The sequence below is a fragment of the Vibrio sp. HM8-C genome, from assembly GCF_058630515.1.
The window spans coordinates 1-18,998 of the sequence record NZ_JBMMKS010000026.1 but is presented as its reverse complement, the minus strand read 5'-3'; the positions used below and the strand labels follow the sequence as shown (position 1 = coordinate 18,998).

17 protein-coding genes and 2 pseudogenes are annotated in these 18,998 nt (G+C 43.8%); 18 read left to right on the top strand and 1 reads right to left on the bottom strand.

Translation table 11 applies throughout. From position 1 onward, the window contains the following. Positions 1–24: 24 nt before the first annotated feature. The 13 genes and pseudogenes from pilM to trpS all read left to right on the top strand — a co-directional run bounded on the left by pilM (position 25) and on the right by trpS (position 11,539). On the top strand, positions 25–1,032 hold the full coding sequence (pilM, locus tag ACOSVQ_RS20135; protein ID WP_491984213.1) for a type IV pilus assembly protein PilM: 1,008 nt from the start codon (positions 25–27) through the stop codon (positions 1,030–1,032). After that, positions 1,022–1,609, top strand: a complete 588-nt coding sequence (locus ACOSVQ_RS20130) for a PilN domain-containing protein (RefSeq protein WP_491984212.1) — start codon at positions 1,022–1,024, stop codon at positions 1,607–1,609. The genes pilM and ACOSVQ_RS20130 overlap by 11 nt, the downstream gene beginning before the upstream one ends. Continuing rightward, positions 1,602–2,201 (top strand): type IV pilus inner membrane component PilO, encoded by a 600-nt coding sequence (locus ACOSVQ_RS20125; protein WP_491984211.1) that lies wholly within the window; start codon positions 1,602–1,604, stop codon positions 2,199–2,201. Before ACOSVQ_RS20130 ends, ACOSVQ_RS20125 begins: the two co-directional genes overlap by 8 nt. Then, positions 2,198–2,713 (top strand): pilus assembly protein PilP, encoded by a 516-nt coding sequence (locus ACOSVQ_RS20120; RefSeq protein WP_491984210.1) that lies wholly within the window; start codon positions 2,198–2,200, stop codon positions 2,711–2,713. Before ACOSVQ_RS20125 ends, ACOSVQ_RS20120 begins: the two co-directional genes overlap by 4 nt. A 12-nt stretch (positions 2,714–2,725) precedes the next feature. Beyond that, positions 2,726–4,477, top strand: coding sequence for a type IV pilus secretin PilQ (locus tag ACOSVQ_RS20115; RefSeq protein WP_491984209.1), 1,752 nt, complete (start codon positions 2,726–2,728; stop codon positions 4,475–4,477). 186 nt (positions 4,478–4,663) lie between these two features. Further along, positions 4,664–5,185 (top strand): shikimate kinase AroK, encoded by a 522-nt coding sequence (gene aroK / locus ACOSVQ_RS20110; protein WP_491984208.1) that lies wholly within the window; start codon positions 4,664–4,666, stop codon positions 5,183–5,185. Positions 5,186–5,212: 27 nt separating this feature from the next. Continuing rightward, on the top strand, positions 5,213–6,298 hold the full coding sequence (gene aroB / locus ACOSVQ_RS20105) for a 3-dehydroquinate synthase (RefSeq protein ID WP_491984207.1): 1,086 nt from the start codon (positions 5,213–5,215) through the stop codon (positions 6,296–6,298). A gap of 81 nt (positions 6,299–6,379) precedes the next feature. Beyond that, positions 6,380–7,459: pseudogene (locus tag ACOSVQ_RS20100) on the top strand (AAA family ATPase); the annotation flags it as partial. 135 nt (positions 7,460–7,594) lie between these two features. Further along, positions 7,595–7,900: pseudogene (locus tag ACOSVQ_RS20095) on the top strand (SPOR domain-containing protein); the annotation flags it as partial. A 70-nt stretch (positions 7,901–7,970) separates the two neighbouring features. Further along, positions 7,971–8,792 (top strand): Dam family site-specific DNA-(adenine-N6)-methyltransferase, encoded by an 822-nt coding sequence (locus ACOSVQ_RS20090; RefSeq protein ID WP_491984206.1) that lies wholly within the window; start codon positions 7,971–7,973, stop codon positions 8,790–8,792. A gap of 178 nt (positions 8,793–8,970) precedes the next feature. Further along, complete coding sequence (rpe, locus tag ACOSVQ_RS20085; protein WP_102941187.1) at positions 8,971–9,645, top strand: ribulose-phosphate 3-epimerase; 675 nt, start codon at positions 8,971–8,973, stop codon at positions 9,643–9,645. A gap of 36 nt (positions 9,646–9,681) precedes the next feature. Then, complete coding sequence (locus tag ACOSVQ_RS20080) at positions 9,682–10,362, top strand: phosphoglycolate phosphatase (protein WP_491984205.1); 681 nt, start codon at positions 9,682–9,684, stop codon at positions 10,360–10,362. A gap of 157 nt (positions 10,363–10,519) precedes the next feature. Next, positions 10,520–11,539: a tryptophan--tRNA ligase gene (trpS, locus tag ACOSVQ_RS20075; protein WP_491984204.1), complete on the top strand. Its 1,020-nt coding sequence runs from the start codon at positions 10,520–10,522 to the stop codon at positions 11,537–11,539. 75 nt (positions 11,540–11,614) lie between these two features. Here trpS and ACOSVQ_RS20070 read toward each other — a convergent pair whose 3' ends face one another. After that, a complete protein-coding gene (locus ACOSVQ_RS20070; RefSeq protein ID WP_491984203.1) occupies positions 11,615–12,892 on the bottom strand; it encodes an NAD(P)/FAD-dependent oxidoreductase in 1,278 nt (425 codons plus the stop codon). A 194-nt stretch (positions 12,893–13,086) separates the two neighbouring features. Between ACOSVQ_RS20070 and ACOSVQ_RS20065 the strand changes: the two genes are divergently transcribed. From ACOSVQ_RS20065 to ACOSVQ_RS20045, 5 genes are all read left to right on the top strand, one after another. After that, positions 13,087–13,665 (top strand): aminodeoxychorismate/anthranilate synthase component II, encoded by a 579-nt coding sequence (locus tag ACOSVQ_RS20065; RefSeq protein ID WP_491984202.1) that lies wholly within the window; start codon positions 13,087–13,089, stop codon positions 13,663–13,665. Between the two features lie 501 nt (positions 13,666–14,166). Further along, positions 14,167–15,378 (top strand): aspartate aminotransferase family protein, encoded by a 1,212-nt coding sequence (locus tag ACOSVQ_RS20060; RefSeq protein ID WP_491984201.1) that lies wholly within the window; start codon positions 14,167–14,169, stop codon positions 15,376–15,378. Between the two features lie 85 nt (positions 15,379–15,463). Beyond that, positions 15,464–16,483, top strand: a complete 1,020-nt coding sequence (astA, locus tag ACOSVQ_RS20055) for an arginine N-succinyltransferase (RefSeq protein WP_491984200.1) — start codon at positions 15,464–15,466, stop codon at positions 16,481–16,483. A gap of 20 nt (positions 16,484–16,503) precedes the next feature. Continuing rightward, positions 16,504–17,979 carry a succinylglutamate-semialdehyde dehydrogenase gene (gene astD / locus ACOSVQ_RS20050; protein WP_491984199.1) on the top strand — a complete coding sequence of 492 codons (1,476 nt, stop codon included), beginning with the start codon at positions 16,504–16,506 and terminating at the stop codon, positions 17,977–17,979. Positions 17,980–18,115: 136 nt separating this feature from the next. Beyond that, positions 18,116–18,919, top strand: coding sequence for a DUF1338 domain-containing protein (locus ACOSVQ_RS20045; RefSeq protein WP_491984198.1), 804 nt, complete (start codon positions 18,116–18,118; stop codon positions 18,917–18,919). Positions 18,920–18,998: the final 79 nt, after the last annotated feature.

Genomic DNA, 18,998 nt, shown 5'->3' with positions numbered 1-18,998 from the left:
GCTTTCTTATTGGAGTAGAGCTGTATGGTTCAATCATTAGTTATTGGTGTCGACATTGGCCACCATAGTATTAAAGCAGTGGTCCTAAAACCTTCAGGCAGTAAGTATACGCTGTTCGGTTATAAGGAAATACTTGTTGCTGACGATATTTTCGCTGATAACCATGCCTTGGTTTATCAGAAAATTGTAAAGAAACTCAAAGAACTAAAAAAGGCTTTGCCTCTATTTAGTCGGAAAGTTGTTATCGCCATCCCTGATAACACCGTAATTAGCAAAGTATTACAGATAGATAGCGAACTTGAGCTAAATGAACGCGAGTTTGCAATTCATCAAGCTTTTTCGCATCAATCTCCTTTTCCTATTGAAGAGGTAAGTCTCGATTTTATCCCCGTCGCCAAACACACAAATGCTGAAACCGCAGCAGGTAAAAACAATATAGCTGCCTACCAAGTGTATGCCACTAAACGAGAAGTTGTGGAAAGCAGATCTATCGCATTGGAAAAAGCGGGGTTTAAGCCGATTCTCGCAGAAGTTCAGACTCATGCCTTAGTTCAGCTGTGGCAACTTTGCAGTCAAACCTATGGGCGTACTGATTGGCTACTGTTGGATGTTGGTCATACCCAGACAACCCTTTGTTTAGACTTTGCCAATAAAGCGCCTTTTTATAAACAGATAGCAGAGGGCATTTCACATATTTCTACGACTGAAGATGAAGTCTCGGTTGTAAATAAAGATAAATGCCATGAGCTGGTGGATAAGGTCACAAAACAAGTTCAGCTATTTCTTTCTGTGAATGGAGCAACGAGTCTTTCGGGGATTTGGTTGACGGGCGGTGGTGCAAATGCTGACGCGATACAAATTGCATTGATTGAAAAGACCGGCCTTATGTGCGGAATCCTAGATCCGCTGAGTGTGTTTGTTGATAAAGCGAGTAAACGCTACCGCTCAGAAGTGCAAAGGTCGACTTTTGCAACCGCTGCTGGACTTGCTCTACGTGGCGTAAATTGGCTGGAGATTGAACATGCTGCATAGCATTAACTTGCTCCCATGGCGTGAAGCTCAAAAGCAATCACATAGGCAACGTTTTATTCAAGCATCTTTCGCTGCTGTCAGTTTAGCTGCGGCTTTGCAATGGGGAGCCGGTGAGTATTTGCAATATCAGCTAGATATAGAGAAAGAGCGCATTGAGTTTTTAAATCAACATTTAGCGGTGCTGGATAATCAAATTAATACGCTCAAACAAGCGGAAAAGGAATATCAGGACTTAATGGCTCGACTAGATATGGTTGAGTCTCTTCAGCAAAAACGAAATAAAACCACACAACTTATGGATCTGATTCCTCAGCTTATCCCTGAAGGTGTTTATGTAGATCAGATGAGTATGAATGATAACCACATTGAGATTCGTGGTATCAGCGACAGTACAGCACGATTAGCAACAATGTTGGATCTGCTTGAAAGCTCTTCTTATGTCTCTGATGTCGAGATGCATTCAATTGTTTCTGGTAGCCATCGTTTTGGTAAGCAATTCCAAAGCTTCCAAGCTTCTTTTGTCTTTCACATGGAAGGGCGTGATGCGGTGCATTCTGAGGAGATAAGCAATGGGTGATTTTAATAATCTTGAGCTTGATGAAATTATGGATTGGCCTCTGCCTGCACAGTTAGTGATCTTATTTCTTGTAGCCCTATTGATTCAAGGATTGGGCTATTGGTTTTATCTCGTTCCGAAACAAGACTCTTTAGATGCACTCATTGAACAAGAACAAACATTGAAGTCGACCGTTCTAATTAAAGCTCACAAAGCTGCCACGTTACCGCAACTCAAAGCGCAGCTCGATGAGTTGTCAGACCGTTATGACTATCTACTTCAGCAATTACCTGAGCAAAAAGAGCTGGCTACTATGTTGGCAGCGGTTAATGAACTCGGTATCAAACATCAACTCAATTTTACTCGTATGGATTGGGGGGAAAAAGAGCAGCAAGCATTCTTGTCTCGTTTGCCTCTCAATCTAGAACTCACAGGTCAATACCACAACATCGGACAGTTTTCTCAAGCGATAGCACAGCTGCCTAGAATAATTTACTTCGAACATGCTAATTGGCAGAGAAGTACTGAAGACAGCCAAGAGTTGAGTGTCAAGGTACGGGCTTTTACCTATCAGTATCAGCCTGATGAGTCATCGGCAGGAGGGTTGCAATGAACAGCAAATCCTGCGGTTGGCTATTAGTCTGCGTGAGTTTGTGTGGCTGTCAGGCGAATGAAGATTCACTGAGCGATTATGTTGAAAAAGTGACTGTGCAGGCTCGCAAAGAGATAGTTCCACAGCAGCCCATAGTGCCGTTTGAGGCGTTCATTTATGCCAATAGCGATGCTCGAGAGCCTTTCGAATTACCAAGAGAAGCAGCAACACAAAACCAGCCGATGGTGAAGAAGGATTGCTGGCAGCCAGCCACTCGCAGTAACAGAGAACCATTGGAGCGATATGCACTCAGCCAACTGAAATTTAAAGGTGTTATGAGTGACGGTAAGAGTACATCTGCATTGATTCAGACTCCGGAAGGAACGTTGGCATACGCGAAAAACGGACAATACATCGGCCTTAACCATGGGCGCGTATCTGATGTAACTAAGCAGTACTTATTAATAAAAGAGACGCTGCCTGATGGTTTGGGATGTTGGAATCAGCGTAGCGTCAAGCTGTCTCTGAAATAGATTCTGGAGAAAATGATCATGAATAGTAGGCTTTCATTTGGGCTTAAAACCCTCAGGCGTTTATGTCTAACAACGTGTTTCTGTGTTGCTCCGTTTGCGACGGCAAGCGTGGAGCATTCAATTCCAAACAGACTCAACAATATTGATTTCAAGATTAACGCCGATAAAGCTGCGGTTATTATGATTGAGTTAGCGTCAGCATCATCGGTTGTGGATGTGATTAAAACTGGCAAAGGATTGAACATAGAGCTGCTGAATACGCAGGTTTCAGACGATAAGCTTTTTGTCTTAGATGTGTCCGATTTCGCCACGGTTGTGGATACGATAGAGGTGTTTCGCCAACAATCAAGTGGCCTTCTTGAAGTGGAAGTGAAAGGTGAATATCAATACAGCTATCAATTGAACAAAAATCTATTGGAAGTGGTTATAAGGGAGTCCGATTCTCAAGCCAAGCAGGAGCAAAAACCACTGATAGAACAAGATAACAAGCCAATATCCATTAATTTTCAGGATATTCCTGTGCGAAGTGTGCTTCAGCTTATCGCTGACTATAACGGCTTTAACCTAGTCGTGTCGGATTCAGTAACAGGCAATATGACGCTGCGCTTGGATGGGGTTCCTTGGCAAAAGGCACTCAACATTATTCTAGAAGCAAGAGGTTTGGATAAACGAATTGATGGTAACGTCATATTGGTAGCGCCAAAGAGTGAGCTAGACCTGAGAGAGCAGCAAGAGCTGGAAAAAGCTCGTATGGAAGAGGCGTTGGGAGATTTACAGTCCGATATCATTAAAGTCAGCTTTGCCAAGGCATCAGATATTGCTGCAATGATTAATGGGGAAGGGGCTCTAAGTATGCTCTCCGAACGAGGTTCTATCAGTATTGATGAAAGAACCAATGCACTGTTAATTCGAGAATTGCCAGAAAACATTACGGTTATTCGAGATATCGTGAAGTCGTTAGATGTTCCAGTAAAACAGGTTCAGATTGAAGCTCGTATTGTTACTGTCAATGAAGGTGACTTAGAAGAGCTGGGTGTGCGCTGGGGGTATACCACCACCAACGGCAGTCATACATCAGGAAGCAGTATTGAGAGCAACTTGTTTGCTGCAGGTCTCTATGATTCAGGAGATCAGGGTGAGGGCGATAGCGGAAAAAGTATGATGCCCATCGAAGATTTTCTTAATGTGAACTTAGCCGCAACGACAGCAGGAGCTTCAAGTATTGCATTTCAGGTAGCAAAGCTAGGTGCTGATACCCTTTTGGACTTAGAGCTCTCTGCTTTACAAAGAGAATCCAAAGCGGAGATTATTTCCAGCCCTAGGCTCATTACCACCAATAAAAAACCGGCTTATATAGAGCAAGGAACAGAGTTGCCTTATTTAGAAGCGTCTTCCAGTGGCGCAACCACTGTTTCATTTAGAAAAGCGGTACTGAGCCTTATGGTGACTCCGCAAATCACTCCTGATAACCGTTTAGTGCTTGATCTGAGCGTAACTCAAGACCGTGTAGGCGATGTCGTAAAAACAGGTACTGGTGAGGCTGTTGCTATTAATACTCAGAGAATAGGAACACAGGTATTAGTGAATAACGGTGAAACGGTGGTGCTAGGTGGTATTTTTCAGCACAGTGTAAACAGCTCAGTGGAGAAAGTACCTTTGTTAGGCGATCTTCCTTTATTAGGTGCTTTATTCCGTCGAAGCTACGAAAAAATGGGTAAAAGTGAGTTATTAATATTTGTCACACCTAAGGTGGTTATTCAATAACTTATCGCTATTATTCATAATGAAGAAAAATTAAAGTTGCATTAGTGCCACCAGATCTAGATAATTTCGGGTCTTATCACGAAATATCTGTGAGGAATAGGTGCCACAAGCATTCCTATCGTTGACTTATGTCCGGCGAACTTTGTGGCGATGTCATTGAATTAACGTTGTAAATTACTGCTAAACATGGCTGAGAAACGCAATATTTTTCTTGTCGGTCCTATGGGCGCCGGCAAAAGTACAATTGGTCGACACCTAGCTCAACAACTGCATATGGAGTTCGTAGACTCTGATACAGTTATTGAAGAGCGCACTGGTGCTGATATCGCATGGGTATTTGATGTTGAAGGTGAAGAAGGTTTCCGCAAGCGCGAAGAAACTGTAATTAACGACCTCACTGAACAACAAGGTATCGTTTTAGCGACTGGTGGTGGCTCTGTATTGAGCAAAGAAAACCGTAACCGCCTATCTGCACGTGGTATTGTCGTATATTTAGAAACCACCATCGAAAAGCAACTTGCTCGCACAAACCGCGACAAAAAGCGTCCATTACTACAAACGGACAGCCCGCGAGAAGTTCTAGAAACTCTAGCTGATGGTCGTAACCCTCTGTATGAAGAAATCGCGGATATTACCGTGCGTACAGATGATCAAAGTGCAAAAGTGGTAGCCAATCAGATCGTAAAAATGCTAGAAGAACATAACTAATTTGTTCTTTTTATTGGAGTGCAGACCATGGAACGGATCACGGTCAGCTTAGGTGAACGTAGCTACCCTATCTCAATTGGTGCCGGATTATTTAATGATCCGGCTCTTCTTTCTCTTTCCCCAAAACAAAAAGTCGTTGTCATTACTAACCATACAGTGGCTCCATTGTATGCGGATAAAATTACAGCGTTACTAGAGCAAAAAGGTTGCATCAGCTCAGTCTTAGAACTACCTGATGGTGAGAAATACAAAACCTTAGAAACATTCAATACCGTTTTAAGCTTCCTGCTTGAGCACAATCACAGCCGAGATGTCGTTATCATCGCTTTGGGTGGTGGTGTTATTGGTGACTTAGTTGGTTTTGCAGCCTCATGTTATCAGCGTGGTGTTGATTTTATTCAGATACCAACAACACTGCTTTCTCAAGTGGATTCTTCCGTTGGTGGTAAAACCGCAGTAAACCATCCTTTGGGTAAAAACATGATTGGTGCGTTCTATCAACCGAAAGCAGTAATCATTGATACAGACTGTCTTGCTACTCTTCCTGAGCGAGAATTCGCCGCAGGCATGGCTGAAGTTATCAAGTATGGTATTATCTACGACGAAGCATTTTTCTTTTGGTTAGAACAACATATGGATGATCTATATGCGTTGGATGAACAAGCTCTGACGTACGCAATCGCGCGTTGTTGCCAGATTAAAGCGGAAGTTGTTGCTCAAGATGAAAAGGAATCAGGCATTCGTGCCTTGTTGAATTTGGGTCATACATTTGGTCACGCGATAGAAGCGGAACTTGGGTATGGCAACTGGCTACATGGCGAAGCGGTCTCTGCGGGTACCATGATGGCGGCGAAAACAGCTCAACTGCAAGGTTTAATTACCGAACAACAAGTTGAACGAATCCTATCTATATTTAAAAGAGCAAAATTGCCGGTGCATACCCCAGAAAGCATGTCTTTTGATGATTTCATGAAACACATGATGCGCGATAAAAAGGTGCTAGCGGGTGAGTTACGTTTGGTATTACCAACCAGTATTGGTACATCTGACGTAGTAAAAGGCGTACCGGAAACCATTATTGAGCAGGCGATCGATTATTGCCGCACTTTGTAACGTTTAGCTTGCAGCTCGCAACTTAACGCTGAACGTTTGGTGCTTACCTCTGGGTAATGCTGTTTGCCTTTAGGATGAACGATGAATTTGGCACATGTACTGGAGTTAGATTCTCAGACCGAGTTATTGGAGCGCTTACAGCTTCTTACTCGTTTTAGCTCAAATTTAATCAACGTGTGTGGTAGCCAAGGTGCTGGTAAATCTTGGCTGGCACAGCGTTACCTTGAAGCGTGGGCGAATGACAAAAATCAGTCATTGCTTATGTGTCATCCTAATCAAGACGACGAGCAACGACGTCTAACGATTCTTTCTCAGCTTAGCTCTGAATCTCTCTTCAATCCTAAAGATTCACTGGTCGAAAGTTTTTCACATCTGTTTGAGCAAACCCACTGCGATGTGGTTGTGGTCATTGATGATGCGCACTTATTGTCTGAAACATTAGTGTCTGAATTGTGGATGTGGATCTTAGAATCTCAGTCAAATCCTCTCTGGACAGTGAACGTAGTACTGTTTGCACAGTCTACGGGTTTAGATGCGTTATTAACTCGTTTAAGCTACGGTCAAGAACACAAACCTGTTGATTTAGAAGTCGAACTTCTGAGCCGTGATGAAGCAGATCGCTTGTTCGAACAACGAGTTATGCGTTATGTTGATGACGAGTATGAACGCCGCGTAAGAGCTGCTTATAAAAAAGTAAAAAACTTACCAGGAGAGATTATGGCGCTGGGAGAACAGAAAATGGAAAAACGTATTGTGATTCGCTCAATCATTGGTTCGCCAGTGAAAGCGGCTCTGCTGGTATTGATTCTGCTGCTTTTGATTGGCGGTGGTTACTGGTGGTGGCTGTCACAACCTTCTCCAGACGACAAAGCGCAACAGATGACTCTGGCAAAAGAGCAAACGGTGATTCCTACTCTTAATAAGCCAAGTCAATCTGCAGATGCAACGAATCCATCGGATACAAATTCATCTCCTCAAGTTGACAGTGGTATTACTGATGACTCTGCAGCATTACCGCCTGATGTGGTTGAAATCAAAGAAGGTGTTGGTATGTCTGACAGTGACCAACAGCGCGTTGTGATTACGTCCGATGTGGTGGATGCCCTGTTAGAAGGTAAACCAGAGAAAGCGGATACTTCCAAAATCGATAATTTAGTGGAAGAGTCTTCTGTTCCGCAAACTTCTGCTCCTCAAACAACGGCGACGGCTACACCAGCTCAAACAGTAGACATTGAGCAACCAAAACAGGCTGCGCCAACTGCTCCTGTGGTAGAAACGCCTCCTGAAGTGAAAATTACCTTCTCGTTTGCGAGAGAAGAGCTTAAGGCAATGTCTCCTCGTAGCTATACCTTACAATTGGCAGCCGTCAATACACTGCCTGATGCGCAGCGATTTATTAATCAGTACCAGTTGCAAGGCAAAGTGAATGTTTACCCGACGCTCAGAAATGATGTGGAGTGGTACATCATTACCTACAGTAACTATCCTACGATTCAGTTAGCGAGAGATGCGGTAGATACCTTGTCAAAACCTTTGCAACAACTTGGCCCTTGGGCTAAATCGTTAAGCCAAGTGCATAGAGAGATTGATCGTGCGAAATAAACCTGAGCTCGCTCATAAAATGTGTTACATTTCGCAGCCTTATTTTTGTGGTGAAGAATTAGAGCAGTAGATGAAAAAGCAGCGTGCCTTTCTGAAATGGGCTGGTGGTAAATATGGCCTAGTCGAAGACATCCAACGCCACTTGCCATCTGCTGAACAGTTGGTTGAGCCATTTGTTGGTGCCGGTTCCATATTCTTGAACACAGAGTTTGAGCACTATCTATTGGCAGACATTAACCCAGATCTGGTCAATCTCTACAACTTGCTCAAAGAGAACCCACAGCAATACATTACAGAAGCTAAACGTTGGTTTGTAGCTGACAACAACCGCAAAGAGTTTTATCTGGATGTACGTTCGCAGTTCAATCGTAGCGACGATGTTCTCTATCGCTCTCTGGCATTTCTTTACATGAACCGCTTTGGTTTTAACGGTCTTTGCCGTTACAACAAAAAAGGTGGATTCAACGTTCCATTCGGTTCTTACAAAAAGCCTTATTTCCCAGAATCAGAACTGGAATTCTTTGCTCAAAAAGCTCAGAAGGCGACGTTTATCTGTGCAGGTTACGAAGAGACATTTCGTAAAGCAGGCAACAACAGTGTGATTTACTGTGATCCACCGTATGCACCACTGTCGAATACAGCGAATTTTACTTCGTATGCTGGCGCGGGTTTTACCCTTGATGATCAAGCTGCATTAGCAGACATCGCAGAGAAAACTGCAAGTGAACGCAATATCCCTGTATTGATTTCAAACCACGATACCATTTTAACGCGACGTCTCTACCACGGCGCACAGTTAAATGTGGTCAAAGTGAAACGTACTATTAGCCGTAATGGTTCCGGTCGTAATAAGGTGGATGAGTTGCTGGCACTTTTTAAGGCTCGCTCTTAACCACACTTTCTTTAACACAACACCTCCAATCATAGGGAAGATTTGCTTGTCATCGTCTTCCCTAAATATCCTTCCTTAGAAAACGAAATCCCTTAACGCTAGGATCTGCAGCTTCCCTTAGGTAGAATGACGCACACATTGTGTTCAGCTTGCATTCAATAAGCCTAAGAGGTCAGGTATGAAAGATTTTCTCATTGCTCCATCCATTCTTTCCGCAGATTTAGCTCGTCTGGGAGAAGATGTCGAAAAAGCGCTCGCAGCGGGTGCTGACGTGGTGCATTTTGATGTGATGGATAATCACTATGTACCTAACCTGACCTTTGGCGCTCCAATTTGTAAAGCGCTGCGCGATTATGGCATTACCGCGCCAATCGATGTGCATTTGATGGTTAAGCCGGTCGATCGCATCATCCCTGATTTTGCGAAAGCGGGGGCATCTATGATTACTTTCCACGTGGAAGCGTCAGAGCACGTTGATCGCACACTGCAACTGATTAAAGAACACGGCTGTAAAGCGGGCGTTGTTTTAAATCCAGCCACATCATTAAGCCACTTAGATTATCTGATGGATAAAGTAGATATGATTCTGCTGATGTCAGTTAACCCAGGTTTTGGTGGTCAGTCTTTCATTCCACATACATTAGATAAACTTCGCGCAGTGCGTAAGTTGATTGATGAAAGTGGTCGTGATATTCGCTTAGAAGTGGATGGTGGCGTTAAAGTAGAAAACATTCGTGAAATTGCTGAAGCTGGCGCAGATATGTTTGTTGCGGGTTCAGCGATTTTTGACCAACCAGATTACAAAGCAGTCATTGATGATATGCGTGCTGAACTGGCTCGTGTTGAAAAATAATTATTAATAGAAAAGAGAAAGTTAGGGAAGTTGATAGTGAACCAAATAAAACTGATCGCTTTTGATTTAGATGGCACGTTACTGGATAGCGTTCCAGATTTGGCTGTAGCAGCAGACCAAGCAGTACAAGCATTAGGTTATCCTGGTGTCACTGAAGTAGAAGTGAGAGATTACGTTGGCAACGGTGCCGATATCCTTATCGGTCGTTCTTTAAGTCGTAGCCTTATCGTTGACCCTGCGTTGGATAAAGACGTGCACGCAAAAGCTCGTGAGCTGTTTGACGATTTTTACGAAAAAACAGGTCATAAACTCAGTCACTTATACAGCAATGTAAAAGAGACATTGGCATCTTTGCATCAGGCCGGTTTTACTTTGGCACTGGTGACCAACAAACCGTCTAAGTTTGTTCCGCACGTGTTGGAAAATCATAATATTGCTCAGTTCTTTACGGACGTGATTGGCGGTGACACCTTCCCGAATAAAAAGCCTGACCCAATGGCTTTAAATTGGCTTTTGGAAAAGCACCAAGTTGATGCGAGCCAAATGCTGATGGTTGGTGATTCGAAGAACGACATCTTAGCGGCAAAAAATGCAGGTTGTGCATCATTTGGTTTAACTTACGGTTATAACCACGGCGAACCTATTGCTAATGCAAACCCAGATTATGTCGCTGATGATATTGCACAATTGCTCGATGTTGTAGCAGTTTCAGCATAAAAACTATTTTCTAAACTAGAGAATTCTTAACTAGAAAAATACTCGTTAATGAGTACACTGCTAAATCGCGCTGAAATAATCAGGTCTTAGATCTATTCAGCGCGTTAGTTAGATTGTTTGACCTTATATTCTTATCTGTAACAAGGAAATCATACCCATGAGCAAACCCATCGTATTGAGTGGTGTTCAGCCATCTGGCGAACTAAGTATCGGTAACTACTTGGGTGCTCTACGTCAATGGCAACAAATGCAAGACGACTATGATTGCCAATACTGCGTTGTTGATTTACATGCAATTACGGTTCGCCAAGAGCCTAAAGCTTTGCATGAAGCGACGCTAGATGCATTGGCGATTTGTTTGGCAGTTGGTGTTGATCCGAAGAAGAGCACGCTTTTTGTTCAGTCTCACGTACCGGAGCATGCTCAACTTGGTTGGGTATTGAACTGTTATACACAAATGGGTGAACTGAGCCGTATGACTCAGTTTAAAGATAAATCAGAACGTTACGCAAACGACGTAAACGTTGGTCTGTTTGATTACCCAGTATTAATGGCAGCAGATATTCTTCTTTATGGTGCACACCAAGTTCCAGTGGGCAGTGACCAGAAGCAACACTTAGAGTTGGCTCGTGATATCGCGACGCGTTTCAACAACATCTATTCGCCAGAAGCTCCAATTTTTACTATTCCAGAGCCTTACATCCCAACGGTAAACGCTCGTGTGATGAGCTTGCAGGACGCGACGAAGAAGATGTCCAAATCAGACGATAACCGTAAAAACGTGATTACTCTGCTAGAAGACCCTAAGTCGATCATCAAGAAGATCAATAAGGCGCAAACAGATACAGAAACGCCACCACGTATTGCTCACGATGTTGAGAACAAAGCGGGTATTTCTAACCTAATGGGCTTGTACTCAGCAGCAACAGGTAAAACTTTTGCTGAGATTGAAGCGGATTATGCCGGTGTTGAAATGTACGGCCCGTTCAAGAAAGACGTTGGTGAAGCATTGGTTGCTATGCTTGAGCCAGTGCAAGCGGAATATGCACGTATCCGTAATGACCGCGAATACTTAAACAGCGTAATGCGTGACGGTGCAGAGAAAGCATCGGCTCGTGCACTGCAAACGCTGAAGAAAGTTTACGAAGCCGTTGGTTTTGTTACGCGTCCATACTAATTTCTGCTTATACCAAAAGTAGTAATAAAAGAATAAGGCCAGCTTCTGCTGGCCTTTGTTTTATCTGTCATGTTGCTATTGCTCTTTAGTTCGGGTAATTCCGGCTGCCTTAAGAATGTATTTCTCATAGATGGGTTCGCTAGTGCCTTTTTTCACTTTGTAGAGGAAGTATTTCTCGTAAGCGATCTTAGCGATGTGTACCCATTGCCCCATTGATGTCCAGTTAGTGTTACGTGGTGGATTCTGTGGCAGAGCAATAAATGCAGCACCTTTGTCGCCCATATCGGCCAAGCAGAGCGCGTTGAGTGTCGGTTTGGTATGCATTTCTTCGCCCCGTTCTAGGCTAAGAATGTTTTCGACAATAGCAGTGGTCATTGATTCAATCATGAAACCCGTCTTCGGCGCGCCGACAGGAACGGGAGTTTCTTCTAATGGTGGGATTGCAACACACACGCCGGCCGCAAATATTTCCGGATAAACAGGGCTGCGTTGGAACTGGTCAGTAATCACGAAGCCTTTCGGGTTGCATAGTTCTGGAACAGCAGCAATCACTGGTGAACCTTTGAAAGGAGGTAAGAACATTGCCATCGAGAAGGGGAGGTTATGTTCGAAATCCACTTCACCTTTGCGGTTGAGCTCTTCTATATGGGCCATACCTGATTCAAACTCTTTGACTCGAGCGTTACATACCCATTTGATTCCTCGCTCACGAAACTCATGCTCCATTAACGCCTTTGAATCACCGACACCGCCTAAGCCCATATGTCCGACATAGGGTTCACTGGTGACAAAGGTAATCGGGATCTTGTCTCTAACTTTGAGCTTACGAAGATGAGTCTCTAGCGAAAGGATGTATTCATAAGCAGGGCCGAAACAGCTAGCACCTTGCATTGCCCCGACGAGCACCGGCCCTGGATTTTTGACTAATTCCTCTAGCGCTTGGTGAGATTTCACTGCATGGTCGACAGTACAGATAGATTGGGTAAAACCGTTGTCTGGGCCTGAGCCGGTCACTGCTTCAAAAGCGAGTTTAGGGCCGGTACAAATGGCTAGATAGTCATAGTTGTATTCGTTGCCATCTCCGGTCGTTAATCTCTTTTCTTTGGCAAATATTTCAGCAACACCGGAGGTATTAAAAGGGATATGGAACTTTTCGACGTATGGTCTCAGATCGAGTATGACTTGTTCTTTCTTCCTCTCTCCCAAAGCTACCCAAGGATTGGATGGAATGAAGTGAAATTCTGGGCTTTCATTAATAATCATCACTTCATGGTCTTTAGGGAGTTTCTGTCTTAGCTCATAAACGATAGACATGCCGCCTAAACCGGCTCCAATGACAATGGTCCTTTTCATGCTCTCATCCTCGCCTTTATTTATTAGATTTATCTAAATTAATATTAGCTAATTAATAATAATTAAAAGAACGTTGTTCAAAAAATGTGCACTGAGAGAGGTTGTGAATGTAACGCAGGTAAACTTATTGATTGAATCTTAGCAATGGATTCGTAGAATGCGGGTGGTTTTCATTGCAATAGATATTTCAGCTTATGCTACTCATCATCGATAACTACGACTCTTTTACTTATAACTTGTATCAGTATTTTTGCGAGCTGGGCGCACAAGTAAAAGTGGTGCGTAATGATGAGATTACATTAGAACAAATTGAAGCATTGAAACCCTCACATCTTGTTATCTCTCCCGGACCATGCACGCCAAACGAAGCTGGTATTTCCTTAGATGCCATTCAGCATTTTGCGGGGAAATTGCCTATTCTCGGTGTTTGCCTCGGACATCAAGCTATAGCGCAGGTATTTGGTGGTGAAGTGGTTAGAGCACGCCAAGTCATGCATGGAAAAACATCGCCCATTAAGCACAATGGGAAAAGTATTTTTACTGGATTGAACAACCCTCTCACTGTCACGCGTTACCACTCTTTAGTGGTGAAAACAGACACCTTACCCGAATGTTTTGAGCTGACCGCATGGACTGAGTTTCCCGATGGCAGCATGGATGAAATTATGGGGTATCAACATAAGAACCTGCCGATTGATGCTGTTCAGTTTCATCCTGAGTCGATCAAAACGGAACAAGGCCATGAGTTACTTGCTAACTTCCTACGTCGTTGATGTACTTGTACTAAGTTCATTACTGCCTGTCGGATATAAAGTCTAAATTGCAGATCAAATTACTGCATTACCCTTTCTTCAGAAGTAATTACCGCTGCTGCTATGTTTTTCTGTAGTAATTTGCAGGTTTTTTCCTGACAGGGATCACTATTCTTCATTTTCTTCATCTCATTTCCATGATTTGTTTCTGCTGAAATTTTATTCGTGATATTTCATCTTGGTTTTACCGAATGCCTTATTTCTTATAGGGTTCTGCGAATTTTTTTGTGACGAAACGTAGAAATTACTTCATAAAAGCCTTGGCTTGTTGCATAAATACTCAACAGTAGTGTCATTTATTAGCCTAGAAAAGGCTGCGAGAGGATAAATCACTATTGAAATGGTTAATATTTTGTAAATACAATGCTGCACTAACTAAAATGCAATACAAAATATCAAGCTTATATTTTTGTAGTTAGATCGATGATCTACAAAGCATGCGGTAATTAAAAGGGACGAACAATGACAACTGAAATTAATGTAGAACGCGGTCTGTTTGACGAGGTAATGGTACCTTGTTACAACCCGATGGAATTCATCCCAGTTAAGGGACAAGGCTCACGCGTATGGGACCAACAAGGCAATGAGTACATTGACTTTGCTGGTGGTATCGCGGTGAGTTGTTTAGGTCATTGTCACCCAGCGATGGTTAAAGCGTTGACTGAGCAAGGCAACAAGCTTTGGCATCTAAGTAACGTTATGACAAACGAGCCAGCACTTCGTCTGGCAAAGAAACTGACTGAAATCAGCTTTGCGGAAAAAGTATTTTTCTCAAACTCTGGAGCAGAAGCAAACGAAGCAGCACTGAAGCTTGCTCGCCGCTATGCAGCAGATGAATTCGGTCCAGAAAAGTCTGAAATCATTGCATTCAAACAAGGTTTCCACGGTCGTACTTTCTTTACTGTAACTGTTGGTGGTCAAGCTGCTTACTCAGATGGTTTTGGTCCAAAACCGGGTGACATTACTCACCTTGAGTACAACAACGTTGAAGCACTACGTTCACACATTTCTGACCGCACTTGTGCTGTGATGATCGAACCACTTCAAGGTGAAGGCGGTATCGTATCTCCAACGCCAGAGTTCATCCAAACGGTTCGTGAGCTTTGTGATAAACACAACGCGCTATTGATCTTTGATGAAGTTCAAACAGGTAACGGTCGTACTGGTCACTTCTTCGCATATCAAGGTCTAGGTATTACTCCTGATATTCTAAGCACTGCTAAATCTCTTGGTGGTGGTTTCCCTATCGGTGCAATGCTAACGACAACTAAGCTTGCAGAGCACTTCAAACCAGGTACTCACGGTTCTACATACGGCGGTAACCCACTAGCATGTGCGGTAGCAGAAGCGGTAGTGGATATCATTAGCCAACCTGAAACTCTGGCTGGTGTGCTTGAGCGTGAAGCGCTATTCCGTGAAGGTCTAGAGAAGATCAATGCTAAGTACAACTTGTTCTCTGAAGTGCGTGGTAAAGGTCTATTGATCGGCGCTGCGTTAAACGAAGAGTGGCAAGGCCGTGCTCGCGACATTCTTGTTGCCGCAGGTAAGCAAGGTCTAATGATTCTAATGGCGGGTGCAAACGTAGTTCGTATGACTCCATCATTAGTAATCGAAAAAGAAGAAATTGAAGAAGGCTTAGCGCGTTTGGATAAAGCAATCGCATCACTAGTGTAAAAGCTAAGCTAGAAGGCTCACTCTGCTGGGTGAGCCTAAAAGGGCCTAATGATTAGGCCCTAAATGCATCTGGAGGGAAGTATTGATGCTAGTTGTACGCCCAATTGCCATATCAGATTATGAGGCGTTGCACACATGTGCGGTTGAATCTGGTCATGGTTTTACTTCATTACCGGTTAACGAAGAGCTGTTAACCAACCGAATCAAACACTCTGAATACAGTTTTACCAAGCGTAACGTTACCTCACCATCGGATGAAGGTTACCTTATGGTCGGTTTCGATTCAGAAACGGGTGAAGTGGCTGGGACAACGGGAATTGAAGCCGCTGTAGGCTGGGATGTTCCGTTTTATTCTTATCACATCAGCACGATTGTGCATTCATCACCAAAACTTAATGTAAACAATGTGGTGAAACTACTGACGTTTGGCAATAACTACACAGGCTGCTCAGAAATCTGCACATTGTTTTTGCGCCCTGAGTTTCGAGAAGGTCTAAACGGCAGACTGATGTCGAAATGCCGATTCTTGATGATGGCTGAACATCCACATCGATTCTCTAAGACCATTTTTGCTGAGATGCGTGGTGTCTCGGATGAGGATGGCAAATCACCATTTTGGGAATGGTTGCAAGAGCACTTCTTCTCAATTGATTTCACCATGGCTGACTACCTGACAGGTATTGGTAAGAAAGGCTTTATTGCGGACTTAATGCCTAAATTGCCAATCTATATCAACTTGCTCAGTAAAGAAGCGCAAGCTGTGATTGGTCAAGTGCATCATAAAACTCGTCCTGCACTTAAATTGCTTGAGAAAGAAGGTTTCACATGCCGCAACTATGTGGACATTTTTGATGCGGGCCCAAGTGTGGAATGCGATATCAATAATATCGACTCGGTGCGCAATTCCGTTCGTGTGAAGGTGATTATCGCTGAGCACTCAAGCTCACAAGACTTTTTAATGTGTAATACGTCGTTTGAAAACTTCCGAGCGACCGCCGCAAAAGCAGCATTTAACCGTGAAAACGGCAGCGCAATTATCTCGCCAAAAGTGGCTCAAGCCCTAAAAGTAGATAATGGCGACTTTATTCGAATTTTGGCTCAGTAAAAGACTCTAAGGAACACATCATGACTCAGTGGGTAGCAGGACAACAGTGGATCGCAGGGCAGTGGTTAGAAGGTGAAGGTGAAACCGTTTCTTCTTTAAGCCCGTACAACGATGAGGTCATTTGGCAAGGTCAAGGTGCAACACAAGAGCAAGTTGAAGACGCTGTTGCTTCTGCTCGCAGTGCATTTGTTAGCTGGAAAAAACTGCCTTTCGCAGAGCGTGAAAAGGTTGTACTTGCTTTTGCCGAAAAGATTAAAGAGAACAGTGAGCAAATTGCAGAAGTTATCGCAAAAGAGACAGGTAAACCGATTTGGGAAACTCGTACTGAAGCTGCTGCAATGGCGGGTAAAATTGCTATCTCAATCCGTGCTTACCACGACCGTACAGGTGAAACAGTACGTGAAGCAGCTGGTAACCAAATTGTACTTCGTCACCGTCCTCTAGGCGTTATGGCGGTATTTGGTCCTTACAACTTCCCTGGTCATTTACCAAATGGTCATATTGTTCCTGCGCTGCTAGCGGGCAACACAGTTGTGTTTAAGCCTTCTGAGCAAACTCCTTGGACTGCTGAAGTTACGATGAAGCTTTGGCAAGCAGCAGGTCTGCCAGCAGGCGTTATTAACCTTGTACAAGGTGGTAAAGAAACCGGTATCGCTCTAGCTCAATCAAAAGGTATCGATGGTCTACTGTTTACAGGTAGTGCCAACACAGGCCACATCCTTCATCGCCAATTTGCAGGTCAACCAGACAAGATGCTTGCTCTAGAAATGGGCGGCAACAACCCAATGGTGATTTCTGAACAGTTTGGTGACATAAACGCGACGGTTTATACCATCATTCAATCTGCATTCATCAGCGCTGGTCAACGTTGTACTTGTGCGCGCCGTCTATACATCCCTGTGGGTGCGAAAGGTGATGAGTTAGTTGCTCGCTTAGTTGAAGCAACGAAGAAGCTTCGTATGGATCAACCCTTTGCTGAGCCTGCACCGTTCATGGGGCCGCAAATTTCTAAAGCGGCAGCAGACTTTATTTTGAATGCCCAAGCTCACCTTCAATCACTAGGCGGTAAGAGCCTTGTTGAAGCGCAAAGTAAAGGTGCTGCGTTTGTATCACCGGGTATCATTGATGTTACGCCAATCGCCCAACTGCCTGATGAAGAATACTTCGGTCCATTGCTACAATTGGTGCGCTACGAAACGTTAGAGCAAGCAGTTGAACTGGCTAACGATACTCGTTTTGGCCTGTCTGCTGGTCTTGTGACTACTGATGATGCTGAGTGGGAATACTTCGTAGACCACATTCGTGCTGGTATCGTTAACCGCAACCGTCAGCTAACGGGTGCGAGCGGTGATGCTCCATTTGGTGGTCCAGGTGCTTCAGGCAACCTACGTCCAAGCGCATTCTACGCAGCGGATTACTGTGCATACCCAATGGCGTCAATGGAAGGTTCTGCAACTGAGCTTCCTGCGACACTGAGCCCAGGTGTAGAGCTATAACAAAGTTATTCAGGCTTCATCGAAAGGTGAAGCCTGTTTGCTAATAACGTAAGAATAAATAATCACTTAATACTATTTGGCTTAAACAAGCCTTTTCTAATCCAATACGTCGTGTTCATGCAGCCAAGGAGGCACTATGACGCCAGAAGTTCTGTTTCAATCACTGTGGAACGACTACATTACTCGCCTTTGTCCTTCAGCAGATAAAGTTCATAGCTTGCTAGAAGAAGACGAAGCACTAATCAATGACCATATTGCACTACGCACCTTCAATGTTGCACCTCTTGGTCTAGAAACGTTAGCAAAGCCTTTCTTAGCCCTTGGCTACAAAGATTGCGGTGACTATGTTTTTGAAAGCAAAAAACTGGTTGCGAAACACTTCGAGCATCCAGATCCGCTTCAGCCAAAAGTCTTCATCAGTGAGCTGAAAGTTGAAGAGTGTTCACCTCAGCTACAAGAGATTGTTGCCAAGTTAGTCGAGCAGGTCGATGCAACCAAACTAGACAGTGATGCGTTTCTTTATGGTGGTCGTTTATGGGACATCAGCTTTGCTGATTACCAGTTACTAGCACAAGAAAGTGAATACGCTTCGTGGTTAGCGGCTCATGGTTACGGTGCGAACCACTTTACGGTTAACGTCAATCAGCTGAATGCATTTACTGAAGTGAAACAAGTGAATGACCATCTACGCAGTGCAGGCTTCATCATCAATGAGTCTGGCGGTGAAGTTAAAGGAACACCAGAGGTTCTGCTTGAGCAGTCTTCAACTATGGCAGATAAAGTGCCAGTAACATTCAGTGACGGTACTGAAACAGTTCCTGGTGGCTTCTATGAGTTTGCAAAGCGCTACCCAATGGCAAATGGCGAGCTATATACAGGTTTTGTTGCGGCATCTGCAGATAAGATTTTCGAAAGTACCGATAGTAAAACTCTTGCCTAGTTAAGCGTAACAACTTACCGAGCTTTATGGTTCAGTTTGTAGAGAAAAAATAAAAGCCACCTCAAGGGTGGCTTTTTAA

Excerpts from the sequence above, each read along its gene's own strand:
- astD (WP_491984199.1), top strand. The coding sequence starts at position 16,504 with ATGACTCAGTGGGTAGCAGGACAACAGTGGATCGCAGGGCAGTGGTTA.
- aroK (WP_491984208.1), top strand. The coding sequence starts at position 4,664 with ATGGCTGAGAAACGCAATATTTTTCTTGTCGGTCCTATGGGCGCCGGC.
- ACOSVQ_RS20120 (WP_491984210.1), top strand. The coding sequence starts at position 2,198 with ATGAACAGCAAATCCTGCGGTTGGCTATTAGTCTGCGTGAGTTTGTGT.
- pilM (WP_491984213.1), top strand. The coding sequence starts at position 25 with ATGGTTCAATCATTAGTTATTGGTGTCGACATTGGCCACCATAGTATT.
- aroB (WP_491984207.1), top strand. The coding sequence starts at position 5,213 with ATGGAACGGATCACGGTCAGCTTAGGTGAACGTAGCTACCCTATCTCA.
- astA (WP_491984200.1), top strand. The coding sequence starts at position 15,464 with ATGCTAGTTGTACGCCCAATTGCCATATCAGATTATGAGGCGTTGCAC.
- ACOSVQ_RS20065 (WP_491984202.1), top strand. The coding sequence starts at position 13,087 with ATGCTACTCATCATCGATAACTACGACTCTTTTACTTATAACTTGTAT.
- ACOSVQ_RS20125 (WP_491984211.1), top strand. The coding sequence starts at position 1,602 with ATGGGTGATTTTAATAATCTTGAGCTTGATGAAATTATGGATTGGCCT.
- ACOSVQ_RS20130 (WP_491984212.1), top strand. The coding sequence starts at position 1,022 with ATGCTGCATAGCATTAACTTGCTCCCATGGCGTGAAGCTCAAAAGCAA.
- ACOSVQ_RS20090 (WP_491984206.1), top strand. The coding sequence starts at position 7,971 with ATGAAAAAGCAGCGTGCCTTTCTGAAATGGGCTGGTGGTAAATATGGC.
- ACOSVQ_RS20060 (WP_491984201.1), top strand. The coding sequence starts at position 14,167 with ATGACAACTGAAATTAATGTAGAACGCGGTCTGTTTGACGAGGTAATG.
- ACOSVQ_RS20045 (WP_491984198.1), top strand. The coding sequence starts at position 18,116 with ATGACGCCAGAAGTTCTGTTTCAATCACTGTGGAACGACTACATTACT.
- trpS (WP_491984204.1), top strand. The coding sequence starts at position 10,520 with ATGAGCAAACCCATCGTATTGAGTGGTGTTCAGCCATCTGGCGAACTA.
- ACOSVQ_RS20070 (WP_491984203.1), bottom strand. The coding sequence starts at position 12,892 with ATGAAAAGGACCATTGTCATTGGAGCCGGTTTAGGCGGCATGTCTATC.
- ACOSVQ_RS20115 (WP_491984209.1), top strand. The coding sequence starts at position 2,726 with ATGATCATGAATAGTAGGCTTTCATTTGGGCTTAAAACCCTCAGGCGT.
- rpe (WP_102941187.1), top strand. The coding sequence starts at position 8,971 with ATGAAAGATTTTCTCATTGCTCCATCCATTCTTTCCGCAGATTTAGCT.